The 26,577-nt window shown below is 56.1% G+C and carries 24 protein-coding genes; 9 read left to right on the top strand and 15 right to left on the bottom strand.

Going from position 1 to position 26,577, the window contains the following annotated elements:
* Positions 1 to 27 precede the first annotated feature (27 nt).
* Positions 28 to 789, bottom strand: coding sequence for a DeoR/GlpR family DNA-binding transcription regulator (locus ABLU80_RS11665; RefSeq protein ID WP_047038200.1), 762 nt, complete (start codon positions 787 to 789; stop codon positions 28 to 30).
* Positions 790 to 870: 81 nt separating this feature from the next.
* Between ABLU80_RS11665 and ABLU80_RS11660 the strand changes: the two genes are divergently transcribed.
* A complete protein-coding gene (locus ABLU80_RS11660) occupies positions 871 to 1,467 on the top strand; it encodes an NUDIX domain-containing protein (protein ID WP_260842034.1) in 597 nt (198 codons plus the stop codon).
* Positions 1,468 to 1,487: 20 nt separating this feature from the next.
* On the opposite strand, the gene ABLU80_RS11655 is transcribed toward ABLU80_RS11660, so the two are convergent.
* Complete coding sequence (locus ABLU80_RS11655) at positions 1,488 to 2,774, bottom strand: serine hydrolase (RefSeq protein ID WP_047058034.1); 1,287 nt, start codon at positions 2,772 to 2,774, stop codon at positions 1,488 to 1,490.
* A 103-nt stretch (positions 2,775 to 2,877) separates the two neighbouring features.
* Here ABLU80_RS11655 and ABLU80_RS11650 point away from each other — a divergent pair, with 103 nt between their 5' ends.
* Positions 2,878 to 3,765 carry a LysR family transcriptional regulator gene (locus tag ABLU80_RS11650; RefSeq protein WP_348849991.1) on the top strand — a complete coding sequence of 296 codons (888 nt, stop codon included), beginning with the start codon at positions 2,878 to 2,880 and terminating at the stop codon, positions 3,763 to 3,765.
* 58 nt (positions 3,766 to 3,823) lie between these two features.
* Here the strand turns inward: ABLU80_RS11650 and rplY are convergent, their stop codons facing one another.
* A complete protein-coding gene (rplY, locus tag ABLU80_RS11645; RefSeq protein WP_015365674.1) occupies positions 3,824 to 4,108 on the bottom strand; it encodes a 50S ribosomal protein L25 in 285 nt (94 codons plus the stop codon).
* A 136-nt stretch (positions 4,109 to 4,244) separates the two neighbouring features.
* Positions 4,245 to 6,002: a DEAD/DEAH box helicase gene (locus ABLU80_RS11640; RefSeq protein ID WP_348849990.1), complete on the bottom strand. Its 1,758-nt coding sequence runs from the start codon at positions 6,000 to 6,002 to the stop codon at positions 4,245 to 4,247.
* Between the two features lie 147 nt (positions 6,003 to 6,149).
* Here ABLU80_RS11640 and rsuA point away from each other — a divergent pair, with 147 nt between their 5' ends.
* The 3 genes from rsuA to ABLU80_RS11625 all read left to right on the top strand — a co-directional run bounded on the left by rsuA (position 6,150) and on the right by ABLU80_RS11625 (position 8,738).
* Entirely contained in the window at positions 6,150 to 6,869 is a 720-nt protein-coding gene (gene rsuA, locus ABLU80_RS11635) for a 16S rRNA pseudouridine(516) synthase RsuA (protein WP_015365676.1), read from the top strand.
* Positions 6,866 to 8,062, top strand: a complete 1,197-nt coding sequence (locus tag ABLU80_RS11630; RefSeq protein ID WP_015365677.1) for a Bcr/CflA family multidrug efflux MFS transporter — start codon at positions 6,866 to 6,868, stop codon at positions 8,060 to 8,062. The genes rsuA and ABLU80_RS11630 overlap by 4 nt, the downstream gene beginning before the upstream one ends.
* Positions 8,063 to 8,393: 331 nt before the next feature.
* A complete protein-coding gene (locus tag ABLU80_RS11625) occupies positions 8,394 to 8,738 on the top strand; it encodes a YejG family protein (RefSeq protein ID WP_015365678.1) in 345 nt (114 codons plus the stop codon).
* Between the two features lie 3 nt (positions 8,739 to 8,741).
* On the opposite strand, the gene yejF is transcribed toward ABLU80_RS11625, so the two are convergent.
* From yejF to ABLU80_RS11580, 9 genes are all read right to left on the bottom strand, one after another.
* The gene (gene yejF, locus ABLU80_RS11620; protein WP_348849989.1) at positions 8,742 to 10,331 is read right to left on the bottom strand and encodes a microcin C ABC transporter ATP-binding protein YejF; all 1,590 of its coding nucleotides are present in this window, start codon (positions 10,329 to 10,331) and stop codon (positions 8,742 to 8,744) included.
* 1 nt (position 10,332) lies between these two features.
* The gene (locus tag ABLU80_RS11615; RefSeq protein WP_047080709.1) at positions 10,333 to 11,358 is read right to left on the bottom strand and encodes a microcin C ABC transporter permease; all 1,026 of its coding nucleotides are present in this window, start codon (positions 11,356 to 11,358) and stop codon (positions 10,333 to 10,335) included.
* On the bottom strand, positions 11,358 to 12,452 hold the full coding sequence (locus tag ABLU80_RS11610; RefSeq protein ID WP_213796119.1) for a microcin C ABC transporter permease YejB: 1,095 nt from the start codon (positions 12,450 to 12,452) through the stop codon (positions 11,358 to 11,360). Before ABLU80_RS11610 ends, ABLU80_RS11615 begins: the two co-directional genes overlap by 1 nt.
* A 9-nt stretch (positions 12,453 to 12,461) precedes the next feature.
* Complete coding sequence (locus ABLU80_RS11605) at positions 12,462 to 14,267, bottom strand: extracellular solute-binding protein (RefSeq protein WP_047080707.1); 1,806 nt, start codon at positions 14,265 to 14,267, stop codon at positions 12,462 to 12,464.
* Between the two features lie 57 nt (positions 14,268 to 14,324).
* Positions 14,325 to 15,887, bottom strand: coding sequence for a cyclic di-GMP phosphodiesterase (locus tag ABLU80_RS11600; protein WP_015365683.1), 1,563 nt, complete (start codon positions 15,885 to 15,887; stop codon positions 14,325 to 14,327).
* Between the two features lie 205 nt (positions 15,888 to 16,092).
* Positions 16,093 to 16,662 carry a bifunctional murein DD-endopeptidase/murein LD-carboxypeptidase gene (gene mepS, locus ABLU80_RS11595; RefSeq protein ID WP_015706124.1) on the bottom strand — a complete coding sequence of 190 codons (570 nt, stop codon included), beginning with the start codon at positions 16,660 to 16,662 and terminating at the stop codon, positions 16,093 to 16,095.
* Positions 16,663 to 17,088: 426 nt separating this feature from the next.
* Entirely contained in the window at positions 17,089 to 17,796 is a 708-nt protein-coding gene (locus ABLU80_RS11590) for a phosphatase PAP2 family protein (RefSeq protein ID WP_047080706.1), read from the bottom strand.
* 42 nt (positions 17,797 to 17,838) lie between these two features.
* Positions 17,839 to 18,816 (bottom strand): GTP-binding protein, encoded by a 978-nt coding sequence (locus ABLU80_RS11585; RefSeq protein WP_049033857.1) that lies wholly within the window; start codon positions 18,814 to 18,816, stop codon positions 17,839 to 17,841.
* Between the two features lie 121 nt (positions 18,817 to 18,937).
* Positions 18,938 to 20,404, bottom strand: coding sequence for a fructuronate reductase (locus tag ABLU80_RS11580; protein WP_348849988.1), 1,467 nt, complete (start codon positions 20,402 to 20,404; stop codon positions 18,938 to 18,940).
* Positions 20,405 to 20,610: 206 nt separating this feature from the next.
* Here ABLU80_RS11580 and uxuA point away from each other — a divergent pair, with 206 nt between their 5' ends.
* Positions 20,611 to 21,801, top strand: a complete 1,191-nt coding sequence (gene uxuA, locus ABLU80_RS11575; protein WP_045364293.1) for a mannonate dehydratase — start codon at positions 20,611 to 20,613, stop codon at positions 21,799 to 21,801.
* A gap of 156 nt (positions 21,802 to 21,957) precedes the next feature.
* Here the strand turns inward: uxuA and yeiP are convergent, their stop codons facing one another.
* On the bottom strand, positions 21,958 to 22,530 hold the full coding sequence (gene yeiP / locus ABLU80_RS11570) for an elongation factor P-like protein YeiP (protein WP_015365690.1): 573 nt from the start codon (positions 22,528 to 22,530) through the stop codon (positions 21,958 to 21,960).
* Between the two features lie 205 nt (positions 22,531 to 22,735).
* Here yeiP and ABLU80_RS11565 point away from each other — a divergent pair, with 205 nt between their 5' ends.
* Positions 22,736 to 22,990 carry a YkgJ family cysteine cluster protein gene (locus ABLU80_RS11565; protein ID WP_015365691.1) on the top strand — a complete coding sequence of 85 codons (255 nt, stop codon included), beginning with the start codon at positions 22,736 to 22,738 and terminating at the stop codon, positions 22,988 to 22,990.
* On the opposite strand, the gene setB is transcribed toward ABLU80_RS11565, so the two are convergent.
* Positions 22,987 to 24,168 carry a sugar efflux transporter SetB gene (gene setB / locus ABLU80_RS11560; RefSeq protein ID WP_285177801.1) on the bottom strand — a complete coding sequence of 394 codons (1,182 nt, stop codon included), beginning with the start codon at positions 24,166 to 24,168 and terminating at the stop codon, positions 22,987 to 22,989. The two genes, ABLU80_RS11565 and setB, sit on opposite strands and share 4 nt — an antisense overlap.
* Positions 24,169 to 24,498: 330 nt before the next feature.
* On the opposite strand from setB, the gene fruB reads away from it, so the two are divergent.
* A complete protein-coding gene (gene fruB / locus ABLU80_RS11555) occupies positions 24,499 to 25,629 on the top strand; it encodes a fused PTS fructose transporter subunit IIA/HPr protein (RefSeq protein WP_020078281.1) in 1,131 nt (376 codons plus the stop codon).
* Positions 25,630 to 26,568, top strand: a complete 939-nt coding sequence (gene fruK, locus ABLU80_RS11550) for a 1-phosphofructokinase (protein ID WP_015365695.1) — start codon at positions 25,630 to 25,632, stop codon at positions 26,566 to 26,568. It begins immediately after the preceding gene.
* The last annotated feature ends 9 nt before the right edge of the window (positions 26,569 to 26,577 follow it).

Below are 26,577 nucleotides of genomic sequence, written 5' to 3'. Positions count from 1 at the left end.
ATCCCGGCGGAACATGATGCCGCCGGGTTAACCTGCTACCTGAATAATCCCGACGCCGCTTTGCTTAAGCTTCTGGCGTAACCTGTCATCCAGTTCGCTATCGATAACCACTGTGCTGGCAAGATTAAGCTCGCCGATGGCAAACGCGGAGGCGGAATTAATTTTTTCGGCAGAGGCCATCACCACGGTTTCTGCGGCTCTGGCCGCCAGCGCGCGCTTAATGCCCGCCTCTTCATAATCACCGGTGGTAAAGCCCGCCTGCGGGTGCACGCCGGTAACCCCCATAAAGAACAGATCGGCATGAATCCGCGCCATCGCCGCCAGCGTCCCGGCGCCGACCGTAACTACGGAATGTTTAAACAATGTACCGCCGAGCAGGATCACTTCGATCCGCGGATGCTCGACCAGCGCCACGGCGATCCCCGGACTGTGCGTCACCACGGTGCAAGCAAGGTCGGCAGGTAGCGCGGCGATCATCGCCGTGGTGGTGGTGCCGCCGTCGACGATGACTACCTGTCCTGGCTGGATAAGCGCCGCAGCCCGGCGGGCTATCGCCTGTTTGGAAGCCATCTGCACGCTTTTTCTGCTTTCGATTGGCGCGATAGCGGCGGATACCGGTAGCGCGCCGCCGTGGACCCGTTGCAGTTTACCTTCCGCCGCCAGTTCGCGCAGATCGCGACGAATGGAGTCTTCTGAGACCTGAAAGCGCTGGCTTAACTCCCCCGACATCACCTGTTTTTCTGCGGCAAGGATCTGCAGGATGTGCTGTTTTCTCTGGCTGGCGAGCATGTTGTTTGCTTCACGATTGATCTTGTTTGTGCACGATTATGCATGTTATGTTGCCCGCTGTCACCTTGGAAGGGGAAAATCATGCATGAAGACGCACCGCGCGTTCGCCACGTTCGCGAAACGCTCTTGTCCGATAACTGGTACACGCTGAAAAAATATACCTTCGAGCTGTTGCGCCGGGATGGGCGCTGGCAGGAGCAGAGCCGGGAAGCCTACGACCGCGGCAACGGCGCGGTTATTCTGCTCTATAACCGCCACCAGCAGAGCGTGGTGCTCATCCGCCAGTTTCGTTTTCCGGTGTGGATTAACGGTCACGACGGCTTTCTGATTGAGGCCGCCGCGGGGTTACTGGATAACGCCTCGCCGGAAGAGCGCATTATCGCCGAAGCGGAAGAGGAGACCGGATTTCGCGTTACCCGCATTGAGCCGGTATTCACCGCGTTTATGAGCCCGGGGTCGGTTACCGAGAAGCTGTACTTCTTTATTGCCGAATACTCCGCGGACGATCGCCGTGGCGATGGCGGCGGGCTGGCGGCGGAAGGAGAGGATATTGAAGTGCTGGAGTGGCCGCTGGTGCGGGCGTTACAGGCCATTCGCGATGGCGAAATCGTGGATGCGAAAACCATTATGCTGCTGCAGCACCTGGCGTTAAATGCCGATACGCTCCTTGCCGGTTAAGCGGCAAGGAGCAGGGGAGATTAGCGCAATTCGCGGGCAATGGCGCTGTACATCAGCGCCGCTTCCAGCGGCTGTGCGTTAAAGGACGGTTCCGCCTGCGGCCAGGTTGACCACTGCACGATCACCAGATGTTCCGCACGGTTGACCATAATCACCTGGCCGTAGATCCCCAGCGCCCACAGCGAGCCTTTTAGCCCTTCCTGCGGCGTCGGCTGTACGTTTTGCGCATTGGCCGGAATGGCGTTATTCCACCATTGATAGCCATAGATACCTTCCGGATGCGCGGCTGAAACCGAGTTCAGCGCTTTTGTCCAGCTTGCGGCTTGATCGAACCAGCCAGCGGGCACCAGCTGTTTACCGTTGCTCAGGCGGCCATCGCGGGCGACAAACTCGCCAAAGCGGCCCCAGTCTTCGAGGGTGGCGTTAAAGCCGTGGGCGCCGACATCATGTTGTCCTTTTTTGTAGGCGTGCCAGACGCCATCGTGGGCCATACCCGCAGGCTGCCACAGTGATTGTTCAAGCCAGGCGGCCAGCGACATACCGGTCGCGCGCTCCAGCACATCGCCCAGTAGCCATGCACCGCCGGAAGAGTAGGACCACTGCTCGCCTGCCGGGTGTTTACGCGACAGCGTTGACACAATTTTACGCACGCAATCGTAGGCGCCGGGCTGTGCTTCACACTGGGTCAGACGGGCGAAGTGCGACTGTGGATTGGTGTAATCTTCATTCCATTCCACGCCGCTGGTATGTTGAATGAGCTGCTTGAGCGTTACGCCGTCCCAGGCGGTGCCTTTCAGTTCGGGTTCATAAACGGTAATCAGGTCGTCGAGGGAGTGGATTTTACCCTGTTGAATAGCGATGCCGACCAGCGTTGAGACGACCGATTTGCCCACCGAGCGCGAGGTCCACAACGTGGTGTCGGTATTACCTTCGGCGAGATATTTCCAGGCGACTTTACCGTCTTTCAGCACCAGCATACCGCTGACGTTTTCGCGCTTCAGGTAATCCTGCAAATTCCAGGTGTGGCCGTTGAGCGTATAGCGGGCATCGGTCAACTGCTTTTCAGCGCGCTCCAGCGGGACTGAGGCGCCGTGGCGGAAAACATCGCCAGCATAGTTGCGATAGTCATTACGAAAGCCAACGACGCGTGAAGCCTGATCCCAGGTGAGCATGTCTTTGGCCGCGGGTAGCGTTTGATCGTAAGGCGTGGGGCAGACATCCAGCGTCAGGTCGCCGCATTTTTGCGCCATTGCCGCCGCCGGCAGCGCCGCCAAAATTAACGCCAGGGCCAGTGGTTTTCTTATCATTTTCATTTCCTCGTTTGCCATAGATTCGCATCGCAGTATATAAATCGGCGCGCGGCGGCTAAAATCACTACATGGGGGATTTTCCCCCGAAAGGGAGGGAAGGATGAAAACCCTGCAGTATTCATTTGCACAGATTGAAGCCTTCGCGACGATTGCTGAGACCGGTAGTCTGTCGCGGGCGGCGATCCGTTTAGGGAAAGACCGTACGACGCTTCGCGATCTTCTGGATTACCTGGAAGATGCGTTGGGCTACCGGCTATTCAGCCGTGAAGGGCGTAGTCTGACTTTAACCGCCGAGGGCGAGCAGCTTTTTCGCCAGGCGCACCTGTTGTTGCGTCAGGCGCAGGCTTTCGAGTCTTTTGCGCAAACGCTGCCGCAAACGGCCTGGCAGGAGTTACGCCTGGTCTACGATCCCTTCGTGCCGCGTGAGTTTCTCTGTTTGCTGGCCGATACGCTTGCCCGGCGGCAGATCCGTTTAAGCTGCTGGAGCGCTTCGCGTCGCGAAGCCGAGCAGGCGTTGAGCGATGGCGTCGCGGATATGGCCATTTGCCAGGCGAACAATCGTACGCTGGGTAGCGAAATGGAGTGGCGGGCGCTGGGTACCGTTGATTTACGCTTTTACGCCGCGCAGCGGTTGTTCGCTGGTACCGCAAGGCCGCTGACGTTGCTGAATTTATCGCTCACCCCGCAGTTAGTCATGCACCGGCGCAGCGACGATCAAATCGCCCGCCGGTTGCAGATATCCGGGCATACGCTGTATATGAATGAAATCACCATGTTGCGCCACGCAATGGAGCAGGGGCAGGGCTGGGGTTTTTTACCCGATCATTTACGGCCCGACGAGTGGCAGGGGGTTGCTGAAATTGCCACCGAGGTCGGTAATCAGGGGCTTAACGTTACCATGGTGATGCTGTGGTTGCCGGGAATGAATAAACACCGCGCGTTGGGAGAGATTGTTGACGACGCGCCAGGGTTATGGCGGCGCAGATAACAAAACGCCCCGGGTCAGAAGACACCAGGGCGTTTGCCATACAACTTGCTATCGGCGATTAAGCGCGAACGAAGTCGATGTGGGTCAGTTTCGGCTTGAACGCGTGACGCTGAACAGCCTGAACTTTAACTTTTTCTTCTTTGCCATCGACAACCAGGGTCAGAACTTCGCCGTAGAACTCAGCTTTGTCCTGCATGTTCCACAGTTTGTCGTGGTCCAGTTCGATAGCAACCGGAGCAGCTTCGCCACCGTAGATGATTGCCGGGAACTTGTTAGCTGCGCGCAGGCGGCGGCTCGCACCCTTACCCTGCTCTTTACGTACTTCTGCGTTGATAGTAAACATTGATGTCTCTCTATATATAAAGCCTGCAACAGGCGACCCAGCAGCAGGCAGATTATCTGCTTTGCGAATGCAAAAGCGGGCGGCATTATAGCCGCCTATCGGCACAGCGGCAATCAAAACCTCAGTTTTTGACGGATTAACGTAGCTCATTGGCGCGACGGAAACGGCCCTGATAATCGAACACTTTTTCCCGCACCTGCCAGTATTGCCCCTTCATACGGGCGACGACAAAGTCCGGATGGCGCAGTAGCGCCTGCTGGGCAATGATATCCGCCGGGGTTATCCAGCGCAGCGGCACGCCCGGCGTACGGGTATGCGGGCGGATAAACAACTGCTCAAAGGCGGTACGCTGCGCGGGCGTTTGCAAACGGAAGCGCTCACTCACATCGGCGCCGTCTTCATCGTAATAGGTGATTTTTAGCCACGGGCCTTTTTCGTCGCCGCCATGCTGCAGCGCCATGCCGCTGCAGCGCAATACCAGCGCGTCTTTAAGCTTCAGCGCCGCCTTCAGCATGTCGTCCGGGTCGACCAGCACCGTATCGCACTCGCGACAGCGGCGGGCGGCAATGTCATTCTCGGCGTTGCACTGCGGGCAGTTTTTAAAACGAAAGCGGAAGTCGCACTGTTCGCGGTGGCTGTCGTCGTCTTCGAACCAGCCCTGGCAGCGGCGGCCAAAATGCTCAATCAACGTGCCGTCGGCGGTGGTTTTCCCCCAAAAAGTATTGGCGAAACCGCAGGCCGGGCAGAAGACCTGCACTGGGACATTATCGCTTTTGCCTTTTGGCGTGCCGACTTCCGGCGCATACAGGTCGTGAGGGTTGCCGGCATAGTCGAGGATCAGACAGTCGGTTTTGCCCGGCGCCAGACGCAGGCCGCGGCCTATAATTTGTTGGTAAAGGCTTACCGACTCGGTTGGCCGAAGAATCGCGATAAGATCGACGTGCGGCGCGTCAAAGCCGGTGGTCAGTACCGCGACGTTCACCAGATAGCGATACTGCTGCGCCTTAAAGGCTTCGATGATGCGATCGCGCTCCGGCCCCGGCGTTTCGCCGGTAATCAGCGCCGCCTGCGCGGGCGGCAGCAGGCCGGTAATTTCCCGCGCGTGTTCGACGGTCGCGGCGAAGATCATCACGCCTTTACGGTTTTCGGCAAACTCAACGATTTGGCTAACGATATGCGGCGTGATGCGCTGCTGTTTTTTCAGCTCGTGGTTAAGGTCAGCTTCGCTGAACAGGCCATTGCTCTGCGCCTGCAGGCGGCTGAAATCGTACTGTACCACCGGCATATCGAGGCGCTCAGGCGGCGTCAGGTAGCCGTGCTTAATCATATAACGCAGCGGCAGTTCATAGATGCAGTCGCGGAACAGCGCTTTCTCGTCGCCGCGTACCATACCGTGATAGTGGAACTGATAGATCCAACCCTTGCCCAGGCGGAAAGGGGTGGCGGTCAGGCCAAGCAGCCTGAGATGCGGATTCACCTGCCGCAGGTGGCTGATGATTTGCTGATACTGGCTGTCGTCATCGTCGCTGATACGGTGGCACTCATCGACGATCAGTAAAGAGAACTCGCTTTGAAATTGCTCAAGATTACGCGCCACCGACTGCACGCTGCCGAAGACCACCTTGCCCTGGCTCTCCTTACGCTGCAGACCGGCGGCGAAAATATCCGCTTCCAGCCCAAGCGCACAGTATTTACTGTGATTCTGCGCCACCAGTTCTTTAACGTGGGCCAGAACCAGTACGCGTCCGCGCGCCAGCCGCGCCAGTTCGGCGATCACCAGGCTTTTGCCGGCGCCGGTCGGCAGTACGATGGCGGCGGGCTCATGGTGACGGCGGAACCAGGCGAGCGTGGCGTCAACGGCCTCTTTTTGGTAGGGACGTAGTGTAAAAGTCATCAATTCTCGGGGGTTAATTAACTCGCAAATAGTATGCCATGAATCTTTTCCCTTGAGTGGTGTTAAGAGCCCGTTATACTAACCAATGGAATTCTTCTTTTTCGGGCGAGATGCCCGCTCCAGCATTATTACAGGCTAAAAAATCTCATGCGACTTGATAAGTTTATCGCTCAGCAGCTTGGCGTCAGCCGTGCTATTGCCGGGCGTGAAATCCGCGGCAGCCGCGTTACCGTGGACGGCGACATTGTGAAAGATGCCTCCTTTAAGCTCCAGCCAGAGCACGAGGTGGAATATGACGGCAATACGCTGACCCAGCAGCACGGCCCCCGTTACTTTATGCTCAACAAGCCGCAGGGTTATGTCTGTTCAACAGACGATCCCGATCATCCAACGGTGCTTTATTTTCTCGATGAGCCGGTTGCCCATAAGCTGCACGCCGCCGGGCGTCTGGATATCGACACCACCGGTCTGGTACTGATGACCGATGACGGTCAGTGGTCGCACCGCATCACTTCGCCGCGTCATCACTGCGAAAAAACCTATCTGGTGGAGCTGGAAAATCCGCTGGAAGAGGGCGTCGCCGAGCAGTTTGCCAAAGGCGTGCAGCTGCATAATGAAAAAGATCTCACCAAACCTGCAGTCCTCGAAGTTATCACTCCGACAGAAGTGCGCCTGACCATCAGCGAAGGCCGCTACCACCAGGTAAAACGCATGTTCGCGGCGGTGGGTAACCACGTCGTGGGATTACATCGCGAGCGTATCGGCGACATTACCCTCGATGCGTCGCTGGAACCCGGCGAATACCGCCCGCTGACGGAAGATGAAATCGCCAGCGTTGGCGCCCCACAAGCACGGAGTAAAACGTGACGACAAAGCAGAATTCTTCATTTGGGATTGTGTTTATTCTTGGCCTGTTGGCCATGTTAATGCCGCTGTCGATTGATATGTATCTGCCGGCGCTGCCGGTTATCTCGTCGCAGTTCAACGTGCCGGACGGCAGCGCGCAAATGACGCTCAGTACCTATATTCTGGGCTTTGCGCTGGGGCAGTTGCTGTACGGGCCGATGGCCGACAGCATTGGCCGTAAACCGGTGATCCTCGGTGGGACGCTGATATTCGCCGCGGCGGCGGTGGCCTGCGCGTTGTCGCAGACCATCGAGATGCTGATTACTATGCGTTTCTTCCACGGCCTGGCGGCCGCGGCGGCCAGCGTGGTGATCAACGCCCTGATGCGCGATATCTACCCGAAAGAGGAGTTCTCGCGCATGATGTCGTTTGTCATGCTGGTCACCACCATTGCGCCGCTGGTGGCGCCGATGGTCGGCGGCGCGGTGCTGGTATGGTTCAGCTGGCACGCGATTTTCTGGATCCTGGCGCTGGCGGCGCTGCTGGCATCGGCGATGATCGCTTTCTTTATTAGCGAGACGCTGCCGGTAGAACGGCGGCAGAAATTTCATATTCGCACCACGCTTGGCAACTTCGCCACCCTGTTCCGCCACAAGCGGGTACTCAGCTATATGTTGGCCAGCGGCTTTAGTTTTGCCGGCATGTTTTCATTTCTCAGCGCGGGTCCATTTGTCTACATCAACATTAATCACGTGTCGCCGCAGCACTTTGGCTACTATTTTGCGCTGAATATCGTGTTCCTGTTCATCATGACCATCATTAACAGCCGCTTTGTTCGCCGGGTCGGCGCATTGAACATGTTCAGAGCCGGGCTGTGGATCCAGCTGGCGATGGCGGTGTGGATGGTGGTGTGTGCGCTGCTTGATGTTGGTTTCTGGTCGCTGGTGGTGGGCGTGGCGGCGTTCGTCGGCTGCGTATCGATGGTCTCCTCTAACGCCATGGCGGTGATCCTCGACGAGTTTCCGCATATGGCGGGAACCGCATCGTCGCTGGCCGGAACATTTCGCTTTGGGATTGGCGCGATTATCGGCGCATTGCTGTCGATGGCCACCTTTACCACCGCCTGGCCGATGCTGATTTCTATCGCATTTTGCGCCGTTAGCTCCATTCTCTTCTATCTGTACGCCAGCCGGCGACGAAAAGTCGCACATTAAGTCACATTTTCAGGGGCGATTTCCGCCCCTTTTTTGATACATATCAACCGAAATCGGCTTCCCTGTTTAGCTATATGTTTCTTTTATGTAAAATCAATTAGTGTAAAAAGTCGCAATGTTGCGATAAAAAAGTTGTTTTGGATCACAGAAACGGGTACATATAGCCGCGAACTGTTTCCGCAAGGCAACTATAAAGTTCTGGATAATAAGCTGTTAGCCCTGACCACATGCGGGTGTAAGCGTTTTCTAAGCTGTTGCAGGACTATTTGTCAACAATGTGTTAATATTGATGTAAATTTATTGTGAAGCCTTTTGCTTCCGGGGAAACCAAGTGAATACACAGCAACTCTCTATCGTACACCGACTGCCGCAGAGCTATCGCTGGCTGGCCGGTTTTGCGGGTTCAAGAGTTGAACCGATTCCGCAAAACGGCGCTGAGGGCGAAAATAGCCTGGTGGCATTAAAACTGCTCAGCCCGGACGGCGAGAAAGCGTGGCCGGTGATGCGCACGCTGAGCCAGGCGCTGAGCGACATCGAAGTGGACTGTTCCATTCTTGAGTGTGAAGGCGAACCGTGCCTGTTCGTTAATATGCAGGATGAGTTTGCTGCTACCTGTCGTCTGAAAAATTTCGGCGTGGCCATTGCCGAGCCTTTCTCTGGCAACAACCCCTTCTGACCGTCAGCTTAACGCCAGCAGCTGGCGGGTGTACTCCTGAAGCGGTGCCGTAAATACGCGCTCGCATTCTCCCTGCTCGACGACTTCTCCCTGCCGCAGCACTATCACCTGATGGCAGAGCGTCCGTACAACACGTAAATCGTGGCTGATAAACAGATAGGCCAGCTGATGCTTTTGCTGTAGCGTCTTCAGCAGCGCCAGGATCTGCGCCTGCACGGTTTTATCCAGCGATGACGTCGGTTCATCCAACACAATCAGCTGCGGTTTGACGATCAGCGCCCGGGCAATGGCAATACGCTGGCGCTGGCCGCCGGAGAATTCCGCCGGATAGCGCTGCCGCGTCGCGGGGTCGAGCCCCACTTCCTGCATCACCTGAATCACCGCTTGTTCACGTTGCGCGGACGTCAACGTCGGCTGGTGAACGCGTAATCCTTCCTCGATAATCTGCAGGACGTTCAGACGCGGGTTGAGGGATGAATTCGGATCCTGAAAGACCACCTGAATGCGTCGGCGCAGCGGCAGCATCTGGCGGCGATTTCGCCCCTGGATCGACTCGCCGGCAAACTGCATTTCTCCGCTGGAGTTAATCAGCCGCAGCAGCGCCAGCCCGGTAGTGCTTTTGCCAGAGCCGGATTCTCCCACCAGCCCCAGCGTTTCTCCGGCCCGCAGGGTAAAAGTCAGATGGTTGACCACCCGATTGTGATCGACCACCCGGCGCAGGATCCCTTTGCGGATTGGGAAGGCGACATTAAGATCGCGGGCCTGCAGTAGGATGGGCGCGTCGGCGGGGAGCGGCACCGGTTTGCCGGCCGGTTCGCTATCCAGCAGGCGGCGGGTATACGAGTGCGTTGGCGCCTGAAACAGCTCCCGGCAGCCGTTTTGTTCGACGCAGCGGCCGTCTTGCATCACCGCTACCCGGTCGGCAAGCTGGCGGACGATGCTCAGATTGTGGGTGATGAACAACATCCCCATGTTGAGCTCACGCTTCAGTTCGCGCAGCAGTTGCAGAATCTGCGCCTGTACCGAGACGTCCAGCGCGGTGGTCGGTTCATCGGCAATGAGCAGCTCCGGGCGCGTCAGCAGCGCCATGGCGATCATCACCCGTTGGCGTTCGCCGCCGGAAAGCTGGTGCGGATAGTCGGCAAGCCGTCGTGAGGCGTTGCGGATGCCAACCCGATCCAGACAGTCGAGGATTTCGCCGCGCGCCGCCTCTTTGCGCATGCCGCGGTGCAGCGAAAGCACCTCGTACAGTTGTTTCTCCAGATTATGCAGCGGATTGAGCGACACCATCGGCTCCTGGAAAATCATCGCGATGCGGTTGCCGCGGATCCCGCGCAGGGTTCGTTCATCGGCGTGCAGCAATGATTGACCGTGAAAGCGAATATCGCCGCTGGGGTAGCTGACCGGCGGAGAGGGCAGGAGGCGCAGTACCGACAGCGCGGAGACGCTCTTGCCGGAGCCTGATTCGCCGACCAACGCCAGCGTTTCACCTGCGGCAATCCGCAGCGTCAGGTTGCTGACTACCGTTTGGCTTGCCCCTTGCTGGCGGAAGGCGATAGAGAGGTCGTCAATGTCTAATAACGGCTGGCCCATGTTATACCGCCTTACCCGGATCGAAGGCGTCGCGGACCGCTTCGCCAATGAAAATTAGCAGAGTCAGCAGCACCGCCACCGACAAAAATGCCGCCATCCCCAGCCACGGCGCCTGCAGGTTATTTTTCCCCTGCAGTAGCAGTTCGCCCAGCGATGGCGAGCCTAGCGGCAGGCCAAAGCCGAGAAAGTCGAGCGAGGTCAGGGTGGTTATCGAACTGCACAAAATAAACGGCAGGAAGGTGAGGGTAGCGACCATCGCATTCGGCAGCATATGGCGCAGGATTATATGGCGATCGCTGACCCCCAGCGCCTGTGCGGCGCGAATATAATCGTAGTTACGGGTGCGCAGGAACTCGGCGCGAACCACTCCAACCAGCGTCATCCAGCCAAATAAAACGGTAATCGCCAGCAGCCACCAGAAATCAGGTTGCACCACGCTTGAGAGCAGAATAATTAAAAATAGCGTCGGCATGCCGGACCATACTTCAATAAAACGCTGCCCCCACAGGTCGAGCTTACCGCCGTAGTAGCCCTGCAGCGCCCCGGCAAGCACGCCAAGCACGCTGGAGAAGAACGTCAGCAGTAGGCCGAATAATAATGAGATCCGCGCGCCATAGAGGATCCGTGCGAATACATCGCCGCCGTTAGCGTCGGTACCCAGCCAGTTGCGCCGGGACGGCGGGGAAGGGAAGGGGCTGTCGGTGGCGAAATTGATGCTGGTGGCGCCGAAACGCACCGGCGCCCACAGCACCCAGCCGTTTTCCGCCAGCCGTTTTTGCAGCCAGGGATCCTGATAGTCGGCGGCGGTGGCAAAATCACCGCCAAAGGTTGTTTCGCTATAGGTTTTCAGCGCCGGTACGTAGAGACTACCGCGATACTGCACCAGCAGTGGTTTATCGTTGGCGATAAGCTCGGCGCACAGGCTGCAAATAAATAGCGCAAGGAAGATCCACAGCGACCAGTAGCCGCGGCGGTTGTGGCGAAAACGCGCCCAGCGGGCCTGATTAACGGGGGAGAGAAATGACATTAGCGGCCCTCGAAATCGATACGCGGATCGACCAGCGTATAGCTGATGTCGCTGACAATGTTTAATAACAGGCCGATTAACGTGAAGATATACAGAGTGCCGAACATCACCGGGTAATCGCGCGACACGGTGGCTTCGTAGCCGAGCAGCCCAAGACCATTGAGCGAGAACATCACCTCAATGAGCAGCGAGCCGGTAAAGAACATGCTGATAAAGGTGGCGGGAAAACCGGCAATCACCAGCAGCATGGCGTTGCGGAAAACGTGTTTCCACAGGATCTGTTTTTCACCGACGCCTTTGGCGCGGGCCGTTACCACATATTGCTTGCGGATCTCATCAAGGAAACTGTTTTTAGTCAGCATGGTCAGGGCGGCAAAACCGCCGATCACCGTCGCCAGCACCGGTAAGGTGATATGCCAGAGATAGTCGGCGATCTTCTGATACCACGGCAGGCTATCAAAATTAGCGGAGACCAGGCCGCGCAGCGGAAAAAGATCGAAATAGCTGCCGCCGGCGAAGATCACGATCAGTAATATCGCGAACAAAAACGCCGGGATGGCGTAACCGATGATGATAAATGTGCTGCTCCAGACGTCGAAATGGCTGCCGTTACTGACGGCTTTACGGATCCCCAGCGGTATCGACACCAGGTAGATAATCAGCGTGCTCCACATGCCGAGGGTAATAGACACCGGCAGGCTGTCTTTAATCAACTGCAGCACCGAAGCGCTGCGAAACAGGCTATCGCCAAAATCAAAACGCAGATAGTCGCCAAGCATCTTAAGATAGCGTTCGTGAATGGGTTTATCGAAGCCGTAGCGGTGGGTGATTTCGGCAATCACTTCCGGATCGAGCCCGCGCCCGCCGCGATAATGGCCTTCACTGATATTGCCAACGCCGGTACGTGCATGGCTGGCGCCCATACCGCTATCTACTGCGCCGGGCAACCCGCTGCGGTCGCCGAATTCCACGGCGGCGATCGCCTGATCGACCGGACCGCCTGGCGCAATCTGCACGATAAAAAAATTGATGGTGATGATGGCCCAGAGCGTCGGGATCACCAGTAATAGTCGGCGGAGCAGGTAGGCGCCCATCTTTAATCCTTAACGTCGGTCCGCGGGAAGCCTGGCGGCTTTGTTAACATCGTACCACCAGCCATCAAAACCGGAGGAGTAGGTCGGGCGTGTTTGCGGGAAGGAAAATTTATTCCAGTAGGCCGTCCTGTCCTGCGCCATATACCACATCGGCAGCATGTAATAGTTCCATGTCAGCACCCGGTCGAGCGCGCGGCCCAGCGGCAGAAGCTTCTGTTTGTTGCCCTGCCAGCGCACGATCTGCGCAATCAACGCGTCGACCGCCGGGTTCTGCACTCCCGGCGCGTTATAGCTGGAGTTAATATAGTCCGAGGCCCACGAAACCTGTAAGCCCGTATCTGGCCAGGCGGTGGCGCGCCACAGCGAGGGCATCATGTCGTAATCGCGGCTCCGCAGTCGGCTGTTGGCCTGGGAGTTATCCACCTGACGGATATCCATCGTCACGCCTAAACGCTGTAAATTATGCTGGAACGGTAGAACCCAACTGACGTTGCCGCCGGAGGCGAGCAGCAGCTCAAAGCGCAGCGGTTTGCCGGTTTTGGCATTAACGCGCTGACGGTTTTTTAGCACCCATCCCGCCTGGTTCAATAGGGCATCTGCTTTGAGTAAATTGGCGCGGTCAAAACCATCGCCGCTGGAAACTGGCGGCTGATAAATCCGGGTAAAGACCTCAGGCGGCAATTCTTTTTTCATCGGCGCCAGCAGGGCGAGCTCATCGGCCTTCGGGTAATCACGAGCGGCATATTCTGTGTTCTGAAAGTAGCTGTTTGGCCGACTGTAGGCGCCGTAAAACAGCGCCTTATTCATCCATTCGAAATCAAATGCAAGGGTGATGGCCTCACGTACCTGACGGTCGGCAAAGACCGGGCGTTGAATATTAAAAGCCAGCCAGCGGGTATCCTTTGCCGAGGTATTCGTTCGATCGTCTTTCACAATATAACCGTTGCTAAAGTTGCGCCCGATATAGCGCGTGGCCCAGTTTTTTGTTGAACTCTCCTCGCGCATATCTACCGCTCCGGCCTTGAAGGCTTCGAAAGCGACGTTATCGTCAAGATAGTAGTCGTAGCGAATCGTGTCGAAGTTCCAGCGCCCCCGGTTTACCGGCAGGTCGGCGGCCCAGTAGTTCTCGACTCGCGAATAGACAATATACTGCCCCATCCGCCAGCGGCTGATGCGATAGGGGCCGCTGGCGAGCGGCGGCGTTGAAAGCGGGTCGCTCAGTTTATGATGGCGCCAGAATGACTCAGGCATTACCGGCAGCGACAGCAGGCTGAGCATATTTTCTTTGCCCGGCTTGGCCAGTTCGATGCGCACCGTCAGCGGGGCGATGGCTTTGACGGTCGTCCCTTTATAGATAAGACGGAACTGCGGTACCCCTTCGGTCATAAATTTGTGGAAGGTGAAAGCAACGTCGCTGGCGGTAATCGGGCTACCGTCATGAAAGCGGGCGCGCGGGTTGATGGTAATTTCCATCCACGAGAAATCATCGGTAAAGCGCGCGCGATCGGCTATCAGCGGGTAGTAGCTGCCCGGTTCATCGTCCGAGGTGGTAAACAGGGTGTCATACAGCGCATCGGTGCGTACGCCGGGGTTACCGCGCAGGGCGTAGCGGTTGAAATTGTCAAAGGTGCCAATGGCGGCAAGCGTTATACTGCCGCCTTTAGGTGCGTCCGGATTGACGTAATCGAAGTGATGAAAGTCAACGGCATACTTTGGCTCGCCGATAATAGCGAACGCTTCGCTCTCTTTAATGGTTTGCGCCTGGCTACTCAGGCTAAATAAAGCCAGCAGCAGCAGGCCGATGCGCGCAAACATAGTTGGAATATCATCCTCTGACCATTAACCCCGGTGGTTTCGCATCATAAGCGACCCTCAGCGGCTTGTGAAATAATTTGCCGGTTCATCATGGGCGGCGACCAGTTTATCCAGCGGCAGCGGGCGGCTGAAGCAGTAACCTTGCAGATACTTCACGCCGTGAGCGCGCAGCCATTCCGCCTGCTCCGGCGTTTCTACGCCTTCAGCCACGGTTTTCAGCTGCAGACGGCGGCTTAGCGTTAGCACCGCATCCAGGACGGGAGAGGTGACGGTTTCGGTACCGATCGCCTGCACAAAACCACGATCGATCTTCAGATAATCAAAGTTATAGCGCTCCAGATAAATCAGCGCGCTATGGCCGGTACCAAAATCATCGATCGCAATTTCGAAGCCCTGCTGATGCAGCCACTCAAAAATGGCCATCGACTGGTTTTTATCGATCATCGAACGTTCGGTTATCTCCAGCACGACGTCGAAGTAGTTTGCGGGTAACGCGGCGGCAAAACGTTGCATATCTTGCTGAAATCCGGCGGCATGCAGGTGGGCAGGCGAGATATTCAGACCGAGCTTGGTACCGCGCGGCAAAATACGCTGCAGAGTCGGCGCGTCGCGGGCAATCAACATTAACAGGTGATGGGTAAGCGGCACGATCATCTGCTGCGTCTCCGCCAGATTAATAAAGACGTCTGGCGGGATTTCACCTACCACCGGATGCCGCCAGCGCATCAGCACTTCAACGCCGCTAATCTGCAGGGTATCGGCCTTTACCACCGGCTGGTAGACCACGTAGAACTGGTTGTTTTTGATCCCCAGTTGGATCGATTTCCGCGGATCGGATTTGATCGTCAGGATGTAGTAGCTGAGCAAGCCGGCAAGCATGCCGCATACCACGCCGAGCAACAGGGCGAACTGGGTATTCTCGCCAAGCCAGCTGTTAGAAAAGAGATACACTTTTAGCGGTAGCCCCGGAACCTGAATCTGGCGTATCGGCTCATTGGGCAATGATAGCGGATCGATAATTTTGCTGCTGAAGGTCGAAATTGCCGTATGGCCGATGGCCAGCGCAATGCCGCTGAAATCATTCTGTCGTGCGGTATAAAGGATATAAGGCGTCAGATTGGCATTGATGGATACAAAAATGCCGCTGTCTCGATCGCCGGGACGTTGTACCCACATGGCCAGCGCGGCGGTGTTTGGCATCATCGGCGTGCCCTGGAGGATGGCCATATCCAGAGGTTTATTGGTATCAAGCTGCGGTATCAATTGTTTAAACGGTGTGTCCATTGCGCCGGTGGCGGATGAGCAGAACGCTTTGCCGTTTTTCACCAGCAGGAAGGCGCGCACGTTGGGGCTAAAGGCGGCGCTGGCGGCGAGGCCGGAGTCAATATGTTCGCAGGGCTGATCGAGCAACGGCTGCAGGCCATCAATGGTTTTGCTTAAATCAGCGAAATAGCTATTAAGGTAGTGGCTGACGTTATTGATTATCTGATCGAAACGCTCAGAGCGGTTGTGGTAGATAACCATAAACTGGATGCTGCCGGCCAGTAGCGCGACGGCAACGCCGATACAAATACTGGTAAGCCAGATTTTACGTCGGGGTGAAAAGTAGCGGGTTAGCATAGGCCAGAATCTGTCCGTATTATTGAATCACGCCAATGGGATGCCTGAAGAGTATGGTTCCATTTCCTTTAAAAGACATAGCTTATAAAGACATAGCTTATTTTGCGGGGTTCACCGGCGGAGAAGCAAAAAAAAACACTGCCGAGGCAGTGTTCTTTTCATTTCTTACCGTCAGCCAAGGGATAACTCACGGTAAGAAGAACAATCAGGAACGACTCAGAACGCGACGCGCTTCGTTATAGCGCTTTTTCCAGTATGGCTCATCCAGGCTTGAGATGGTGACGCCGCTGCTGGTAGAGGCATGAACAAACTGGTTGTTGCCGATATAGATACCAACATGACGACCCGTAGAGCCAGCGCGGAACAGCACTAAATCGCCGGTACGCAGTTGAGTGCGCGAAATCGATTTGCCGGAATCCTGTTGCTCGGAAGTTGAGCGTGGCAGCTCCAGGCCAAATTGTTCACGGAAAGTACGCTGCACGAATGCCGAGCAATCGATCCCTTTCCGGGTGCTGCCGCCAAGGCGGTAACGCACGCCTTTCCAGCTAGCATACTGGTCCATCAAACGGGACTTCACGTCCAGGTTGCTGACCATTTTTTCAAATTCATCCTGAGAAGCTTGCAGTGATGATAAATCTCCACTACCCACAGCATGCGTCTCAGAATGCATATTCTTGGCGGTACTTGTTGAACTACACGCGGAAAGCAGAACCGCAACTGCAATCGCGGGGGCGACCCGCAAGATATATCTCAAAATCGGCTGAGATTTGACCATTATGTTTATTTTCCCTTGTTGTCCTTAACGACAATGTCGTTATAAAAAATGCCAAACGTGGTAGAGCCTAGATTCCAGAAAGCAATGAGACAATTCCTTAAGCCTAAAAATGTGGAGTACCGCACAAATTTATTTGGATGATGAATTGTGTTGCTTGGGAAGGCAAAACGAGAAAGAGATTACCCTATCAAACGTGGGATGGCGAGCGGTTTTGCGCGATTTCTTATAAGTATTTTTGCGACAAAAAGTGAATCATCGGCAAAGGGGAAAATAGCGCCTTTTTTGGCTGAAAAATATGCAATATCTTCATTTCAATGATGATTAATGTGACAGGAAGATGATGTCGCGAATAAATCATCAGCAAATATAAAAAAAGGGGTCAGAACGACCCCTTATGGATAATATTAATAAAATGTAAAAATGATCTTATTTTTTTGCTATTCCACCCGGAAGCGAACGGTCAAACCAGGCGATCAACTTATCGGAAAGCGAGGTCATTAATACCCACGGCGCACCTATCAGCACCGCGCTGAGTGAACCTACGGCAATATCGGTGAACCAATGGGCGCCGATCATCACTCGCGGGAAAGCAAAAACCACAAAAATAATCAGTGAAATGGTAAATGCCCGGCGGCCGAAATATCGCCACATAAACGAGGCGAAAATGAGCAGCATCATGCCATGGTCGCCCGGGAAGCTATCTTTTGAAGCGTCTTTGGTGGGCAATGAGACCACGTCGCTGACTTTCGTAATATCCGTAAAGAACAGCGAAGGGCTGGCGCGCTGTACCGGCATCAGATGCTGGGCAAGTTGATTGATAATTACCGCTGCGAGCAACATCACCAGCCCCATAATGATTATGCGGCGGCGCTCAGCGCTCTGCGCTTTGATCCAGAAACTGAGCATCAGGCAGCCCATCGCCAGCAGCGAGCAGGCGTCGAAAGCGCGATTGTTGATGATGGCTAACAGCCAGGCATAGGTGTGGTTGGCGCTGACGCCCTGGTTAAAGAAGTGAAAAATAGCCGAGTCAAGCGGGAACCAGAAACCGTGATTTGCCGGTAGATACCAGGAACAAAATAAGGCTACGCCCGCGGCGTTCAGCAGCAAGATAAGGGGAATACGGTTTTTAGTCATAACAGATGCGATTTTTTTAAACAGCGGCCAAAAATAGCCGCATTAACTTAAACGAAGCTTCAACAGCGAGGACTGCAGGGCATTCCAGTCAACGTCTGATTCACAAATCAGTTCGATGCGGCTATCCGGCGGCGGCGCGTTTTGGGTTTCGATATGCAGATCGAGTCCCTGGCGGTTGATACGCACCAGACCCTCGGCAATTCGCATCACGCCTTTCACCCGGCCAACCGGCGCCAGACGCGCCCACTCCAGCAACCCAACGGTGTCAAATTGGGTATCAGCATCAAAAATCCATCCGCAGGCATGGTATCCCTGACCACTGTTAACGCTGCGACGCCAGCGTTGATGTGCCGGCAAATTTAACGCCGCCAGACCCTGCTTTTGTCCGTGGCTGTGCAGGTGGTCCGGGCTTACAGGCAGCGGCGCGGTGTTGCGACGCGGAAGATCCAGCAGAGCGAGCTCGATGTTACCCTGGGTGGCGTTCACCTGCAGGCGCTCGCCGGCGTACTGTTGCCACCAGTTGGCAAAAGCGGCCTCGCTTTCCGGCGTCGCCCGATCGCTTTTATTGGCGACGATGACATCGGCTGCGGCCAGCTGATCGCGGAAATTATCATTGGCCACGATCTTTTCCTCCAACAGCTGGCGCGGATCGAGAATGCACAGCGTCGCACGCAGATCGATCCACGGCTCGTAGACCGCAGCGGTGAGGATATCAAGGATCTGCCTGGGATGACCCAGACCGGTTGGTTCAATCAGCAGACGATCGGGCTTTCCCTGGCGCAGCAGCGTATTGAGCCCAACCTGCATTGGCAGACCGTTGACGCAGCACATGCAGCCGCCGGGGATCTCTTTTAGCAACGCGCCGCTTTCCGCCAGCAGGGCGCCGTCGATGCCGACTTCGCCGAACTCGTTGACCAGCACGGCCCATTTTTCATTTGCAGGCTTGTGGGCCAGTAAATGAAGAATCGAGGTCGTTTTGCCGCTGCCGAGAAAGCCCGTGATCAGGTTAGTTTTGGTCACATCCCCTCCAGCATAGAAATGTAATGTTGTAACAGTTGAGACTATCCTGACGAAAAAAGGGGAAAAAGAGAAGGGTTACTGCGGACAGAAAAACATTCTGTCCGCTAAACAGCAGAAATTGTTAACTATGCAGAGCGTTAGCCACGGCCTGGCGGGAGCCGAAGGTTGTCAGTTGCTGCCAGGCTGAAGTGATTTCAGCAACAAATTGCGGGTTGCCCGGCAGATCTTTGCCAAATATCTCTTCCAGGCCAAGCAGGGCGCTTACGCGCTCTTCTTGCTGGCTGGCGTCAACCAACCGTTTGATTTTGTCGACTAGCGGGTCGCGCACGTCAATGGCTTGCCCGGCGTCGTCGACGCCGCTTACGTAACGCATCCAGCCCGCCACGCCCAGCGCCAGCAGTGGCCAGCGGCTGTCGTTTGCCAGATGAACGCGTATACTATCGAGCATGCGCTGCGGCAGCTTTTGACTGCCGTCCATGGCGATTTGCCAGGTTCGATGCTTTAAGGCCGGATTGGCGAAGCGCGTTATCAGGCTGTCGGCATAGGCACCTAAATCCACGCCGGTAATCGATAGCGTTGGCGCTTGTTCATCAAGCATCAGGCGACGGGCGGCATGGCGGAAAACATCGTCCTGCATGCAGTCGCTAACGTGCGCATGCCCCGCCAGGTAGCCCAGCCAGGCGAGGAAGGAGTGGCTACCGTTGAGCATGCGCAGTTTCATTTGTTCCCACGGCAGGACATCGTTGGTCATCTGTACGCCCGCGGTTTCCCAGGCTGGACGCCCGGCGACAAAATTGTCTTCCACAACCCATTGAATAAACGGTTCGCAGCTGATAGCGCAGGGATCGTCAACGCCCAGCACGGAGGCAATCTCCGCCAAAGATTCTTCGGTGGCGGCCGGGACGATGCGGTCAACCATGGTGCCGGGGAAGCTGACATGTTCAGCAATCCAGCTTGCCAACTCCTGACTACGTTTCTCAGCCATGCCGAGGACGGCGTTTTTCACGACGTGACCATTGTCGGGAATATTGTCGCAGGAGAGTACGGTAAAGGGAGCCAGTCCGCGTTCGCGGCGGCGATTGAGCGCTTCAACTAAAATACCGGGAGCCGACTGCGGCAGCGTCGGGTTTTCCAGATCGTGAACGATGCGCGGCTGGGTTGGGTCCAGTTTACCGGTGGCCGGATCGATGCAATAACCTTTCTCAGTAATCGTCAGCGAAACGATAGCCACCTGTGGTTCGCAAAATTTTTCGATAATTGCTGCCAGCGAATCAAGTTTGGCGTTCAGGCATTCATGTACTGCGCCAACCACGATCGGCTGGTTACCCTCAGCGCCTTTTTCCAGCACCGTAAACAGGTGGTCTTGCGCACGCAGTTGGCTCATCAGCTTATCGCCGCTGAACAGGCTGATTTCACAAATTCCCCAGTCGCCGCCGCTGGCGTTAAGCACCCGGTCGGTTAGCAGCGCCTGATGCGCACGGTGAAATGCGCCAAAACCAAGGTGCACGATACGCGAGCGCAATTGGCGGCGATCGTATTGCGGAAGTTGCACGCCTGCTGGCAGCGCGGCGGTAGCGATAGTTGTCATTTTTATACACCTGATTAACCAATGATTAACATGAGGTAGTGTAAAGTTATATGACAACAATTTAAATTGGTAAGCCGAATTTATCCGCTTAGTGTGAGCTGGATCAATCAATGCTACGGGGGAAATTGACCATTAAGCAGAAGCATGTATGGTAGTCGTCATGATGTTTCACATTATTGGTATAACAACTTAAAGAGGGCATTGCGATGGAGCAAACCTGGCGTTGGTATGGACCGAACGATCCGGTATCGCTTGATGATGTGCGCCAGGCTGGCGCCACGGGTGTCGTGACCGCGTTGCATCATATTCCGAATGGCCAGGTCTGGCCGGTAGAAGAGATCCAACAGCGTTTAGCGCTACTGGCGGAAAAAGGCCTGAGCTGGTCGGTTGTTGAGAGTATCCCGGTGCACGAGGATATCAAAACCCACAGCGGACAATATGAGAAGTGGATTGCCAACTATCAGCAGAGTATCCGCAATCTGGCGGCCTGCGGTATTGATACCGTGTGCTATAACTTCATGCCGATTCTGGACTGGACGCGTACCGATCTGGAATATCAGTTGGCTGATGGCTCCAAAGCGCTGCGTTTTGACCAGATTGCTTTCGCCGCTTTTGAACTGCACATCCTTAAACGCCCGGGCGCCGAAGCTGACTACAGCGCTGAAGAACAGCAGCAGGCGGACGTTTACTTTAAGGCGATGAGCGCGGCGGATATCGACAAGCTGACCCGCAATATCATCGCTGGTCTGCCGGGAGCGGAAGAGGGCTATACTCTCGATCAGTTCCGCGCACGTCTGGCGGAGTATGACCACATCGATAAAGCGCAATTGCGTGAGAACATGGCTTACTTCCTGCGGGCGATTGTGCCGGTGTGCGAAGAAGTCGGCGTGCGCCTGGCGGTTCACCCGGACGATCCGCCGCGTCCGATCCTCGGCCTGCCGCGTATCGTGTCGACTATCGAAGATATGCAGTGGTTGAAAGATACGGTGGACAGCATTTATAACGGCTTTACCATGTGTACCGGATCCTATGGCGTTCGCGCCGATAACGATCTGGTGAAGATGGTGGAAACCTTCGGCGATCGTATCCACTTTACCCATTTGCGCTCTACCTGCCGTGAAGAGAATCCTAAAACCTTCCACGAGGCGGCGCACCTGAACGGCGACGTCAATATGGTGGCGGTGGTTGATGCGATTCTGAGTGAAGAGCTGCGTCGTAAGAAAGCAGGCGATCTGCGTCCCATCCCGTTCCGTCCGGATCATGGGCATCAAATGCTTGACGATCTGCGTAAGAAAACCAACCCCGGTTATTCGGCGATTGGCCGTCTGAAAGGCATGGCGGAAGTGCGCGGCGTTGAGCTGGCGCTGAAGATGACCAAATATCCTGAGTTGCTGTAATCGTGGCGTGAGGGAAAGCAAAAGGACAGCCAACGGCTGTCCTTTTTTGTGCCTGATATCGGCAGCGAGTAGCCTGGATAAGGCGCGCAGCGCCGCTATCCGGGACATTCCCCGGCCTGCGCGACGCTGGGCCGGGCAACCGTCAGAGGCGGGAGGTTAGTCCGCGCGGCCCATATAGCGGCACTCTTCGATATGAATGCGGATTTTCTCGCCGCTGGTCAGGTATTCCGGAACCTGAATCACCAGCCCGGTGCTCATGGTGGCCGGTTTGGTGCGCGAACTGGCGGAAGCGCCTTTGATTCCCGGCGCGGTTTCTACGATTTCCAGGTCAACGGTCTGCGGCAGCTCCAGCGCCAGCAGCTGGCCATCCCAGGTCAAAACCTGCATATCCGGCATGCCGCCTTCCGGGATAAATTGCAGCTCTTCTTCGATCTGCTCTTTGGTGAAGGTATACGGGGTATAGTCTTCTTTATCCATGAACACGTATTCGTTGCCATCGACGTAGGAGAAGTCAACGAAACGACGGGTCAGGGTAACGGTATCAACGATGTCGTCGCCCTTAAAACGTTCTTCTACTTTCAGGCCGGTACGCACGTCGGAAAAACGCATTTTATACAGCGTTGCTGCGCCACGGGCGCTTGGCGACTGAATATCAATATTTTTAACAATCAGCAGTTTGCCGTTGTAATTCAGCACCATACCTTTTTTAATTTCATTCGCTCTTGGCATTGCAGTAATCCTGTCACTTAAAGGGTCAAAAATATCGCGTAAAACTACTCGCGCCGGGCCTTTCAGGCAAGCGGAATTCGCGACTTTTGCTATCTCCTGGCAAATCTTCGAGCGGCGCTGCTGAAAAAGCCGTGTCGCCAGCTTCAGCTTTCCTGACGGGCGATATTTTGCTACTGTCCGCCTCCCACTCATTAAGGAGTCAGGTATGGAATGTCGCCCGGACTGCGGAGCCTGTTGCACCGCGCCGTCCATCTCAAGCCCCATTCCCGGAATGCCTGACGGCAAGCCGGCCAACACCCCATGCGTGCAGCTGGATGAACATCTGCGCTGCAAGATTTTTGCCTCGCCGCTGCGCCCTAAAGTCTGTGCGGGTTTACAGCCGGCTGCGGAAATGTGCGGCAGCACGCGTCAGCAGGCGATGGCTTATCTTATTCATCTCGAAGCGTTGACCGCGCCTTAAACGTCTTTAATCCGCCACAGGCAGCCCTGGGCGATAATTCCCATCGCCAGCGCAATCCAGAACACCGCGTGATAGCTCCAGATTTCCGCGACAACGCCCGCCAGCGAGCCGGCGATGATCCAGCCGACGCGCGTGGTATTGGTATACAGCGTAGTCGCCGCGCCCGCCTGGCCCGGCATCAGATCCTGAAAATAGAGCATACCGATACCGGCCAGGATCCCGATGTAAATCGCGTTCAGCGCCTGCATCGCCAGCAACAGGGCCGGGGTATGGACAGTCAGCATACCGACATAAAACAGCAGTCCGGCAAGCGCGGCAATGCGCATCAGCAAGCGCTTTCCAAAACGTTTCGCGTAATAACCGGCAATCAGCATGGTGGGGATTTCCAGCCCGGCGGCGGTCCCCATCATCAGCCCGGCCAGTTTCTCCGGCAGATGCAGTTCATTAATGATAAACAGCGGCATATTAATGATATAGAGGCTGTTGGTGCCCCACATTAACGTACAGATGCTGAACAGCAGCAGCGCATCGCGGCGGTTGGTACGCGGCGCTTCAAGATGACCACCGGCGGTTTTGCTCTCTTTACGCATGCTGGGCAGGAAGAACCAGACCATCAGCGCGCAGACGATAAACGCCACGGCGGCGCTGAGATACATCACGGTAAAACCAAAACCCATCGCCAGCGCGTAGGCCAGCGGCGGGCCGATCACCCACGCTAGCGAGACCTGCGCGCGCAGAATGGAGCTGAACATCACCGCCTCGCGCCCGGTTTTGTCCGCGTGCTCGCGGGCGAGGGCGAACATTTGTGGGTTGGCGGTGGAGCCAAAACTACTGAGAAAGACGCCGACGAACAGCAGAATAAAGTAGTTGCGGTTCCAGGCGAACAGCACGCAGGCCAGCACCCCCAGCAGGCAGCAGGCGACAATCAGCTGCTTGCGATCGCCTTTACGATCGGAACGCCCGGCAAGAAACTGACTTACCAGAATGCCGATGACCGCGCTGCCGGTAAAAAAGAAGCCGACCATCGCCGGGCGCACGTGCACCTCATTGGTCAGAAACAGGCTCAGGGTCGGGGTTTGTAAGGCTCCGGCGATCCCCGTCAGAAAGGCGACGATAAGAAAAGCGGAGGAGGTTATGTCGAACCCGCGGCGGGGAAGGGCGGCGCTACTGTTTTGCATGCTGGAATATCATTGGTTTCAGGAGAGGCGAAGTTTACGCCGACACCCATAAAATAAATAGTGGTATGGCACGAAAAATTAAAAAGGCGTTTCAAATTATGTCGTTCAGCAAAATGCTGAAGCCAATGGCGCATTTCACCATTAGCTTCAGCAAAAATGTGCGGTATCTCTAAATTCTGTTATCAGCCTTCGGAGTTTACTTGCGCAGTGCGCAAGAAAGGTACAGACTCATTGAAACGTTTCAGCGTCATCAGAGTATTATCCAGTCATCGGGTGGCGTATTTTTTCTCATGTTAGCTGAAACGATTCAATTCAGCGGAGAGGAGAACTATGTTCCAGTTATCTGTACAGGATATCCATCCCGGCCAGCAGGCCGCGAATAAAGAAGAGGCAATACGTCAGATTGCTGGCGCGCTGGTTAGCGCGGGTAATGTGGCTGACGGCTACGTTAACGGTATGCTTGCCCGCGAGCAACAGACCTCCACTTTCCTCGGCAATGGCATCGCTATTCCGCACGGCACCACCGATACCCGCGACCAGGTTCTGAAAACGGGCGTCCAGGTGTATCAGTTCCCGCAGGGCGTGACCTGGGGAGAAGGACAAACCGCTTATGTGGCGATCGGTATTGCCGCCAGCTCCGACGAGCACCTCGGTCTGCTGCGTCAGTTGACGCACGTCCTGAGCGACGATTCGGTGGCTGAACAGTTGAGAACCGTCACCACCGCAGAAGAACTGCGCGCTCTGCTGATGGGCGAAAAGCAAAGCGAAGCGCTGAAGCTCGACAACGAAACGTTGAGCCTCGACGTGGTCGCCAACGATCTGCTGACGCTGCAGGCGCTGAACGCCGCGCGGCTGAAAGAGGCGGGGGCGGTAAACGCCGATTTCGTCAGCCGCACCATTAATGATGCGCCGCTCAACCTGGGCCAGGGGATCTGGTTGAACGACTGTGCGGAAGGCAACCTGCGCAGCGCCGTTGCCGTGAGTCGCGCCGCCAATGCGTTTACCGCTGACGGGCAGCCGGTGGCGCTGCTGATCACCGTCGCGATGGCCGATGAGCAGCCGACCGCGGTGCTTAATCGCCTGAGCAATCTGCTTATTGATAAAAAAGCGGAGCATCTGCTGAAAGCCGACGCCGCCACGCTGCTGGCGCTGCTGACCAGCGACGACGCCATTGCTGAAGACGTGCTGAACGCCGAGTTTGTGGTACGCAACGAGCACGGGCTGCACGCACGTCCGGGCACGATGCTGGTTAATACGATTAAACAATTCTCCAGCGACATTACCGTTACCAACCTCGATGGTTCCGGCAAGCCGGCTAATGGCCGCAGCCTGATGAAGGTCGTGGCGCTGGGTGTGAAAAAAGGTCACCGTCTGCGTTTTACCGCGCAGGGTGAAGATGCGCAACAAGCGCTGGATGCGATTGGCGAAGCGATCGCCGCAGGCCTTGGGGAGGGCGCATAAATGAGCAGACGTGTAGCAACGATTACTTTAAATCCGGCATACGACCTGGTGGGTTTCACCCCGGAAATCGAACGTGGTGAAGTGAACCTGGTACGTACCACTGGCCTGCATGCGGCAGGTAAAGGTATCAACGTGGCGAAGGTGCTGAAAGATCTTGGCATCGACGTCACCGTCGGCGGCTTCCTCGGTAAAGATAACCAGGATGGCTTCCAGCAGCTGTTCAGCGAGCTGGGTATAGCCAACCGCTTCCAGGTGGTGCAGGGGCGTACCCGTATCAACGTTAAGCTGACGGAAAAAGATGGCGAAGTGACCGATTTCAACTTCTCCGGTTTCGAAGTGACCCCGGCGGACTGGGAGCGTTTCGTTAATGATTCTCTGAGCTGGCTGGGGCAGTTCGATATGGTTTGCGTCAGCGGCAGCCTGCCGTCCGGCGTGAGTCCGGAAGCCTTTACCGACTGGATGACGCGCCTGCGCAGCCAGTGCCCGTGCATTATTTTCGATAGCAGCCGCGAAGCGCTGGTTGCAGGGCTGAAAGCCGCGCCGTGGCTGGTAAAACCAAACCGCCGCGAGCTGGAAATCTGGGCTGGCCGCAAGTTGCCGGAGATGAAAGATGTTATCGACGCCGCCCATGCGCTGCGCGAGCAAGGTATCGCCCACGTGGTGATTTCGTTAGGCGAAGAGGGCGCGCTGTGGGTTAACGCCTCCGGCGAATGGATTGCCAAACCGCCTTCAGTCGAGGTCGTCAGCACCGTCGGCGCCGGAGATTCGATGGTCGGCGGCCTGATTTACGGCCTGCTGATGCGTGAATCCAGCGAGCATACCCTGCGCCTGGCGACCGCCGTCGCCGCCCTGGCCGTTAGCCAGAGCAACGTTGGCATTACCGATCGTACCCAGTTGGCCGCAATGATGGCGCGCGTCGACTTACAACCCTTTAATTGACAGCAGGAG

This window comes from Klebsiella sp. CN_Kp104, assembly GCF_040064515.1.
Taxonomy (GTDB): Bacteria; Pseudomonadota; Gammaproteobacteria; order Enterobacterales; family Enterobacteriaceae; genus Klebsiella; species Klebsiella aerogenes.
Note: the sequence above shows the minus strand (reverse complement) of the source record. Positions and strands in the feature narration are given on the sequence as shown.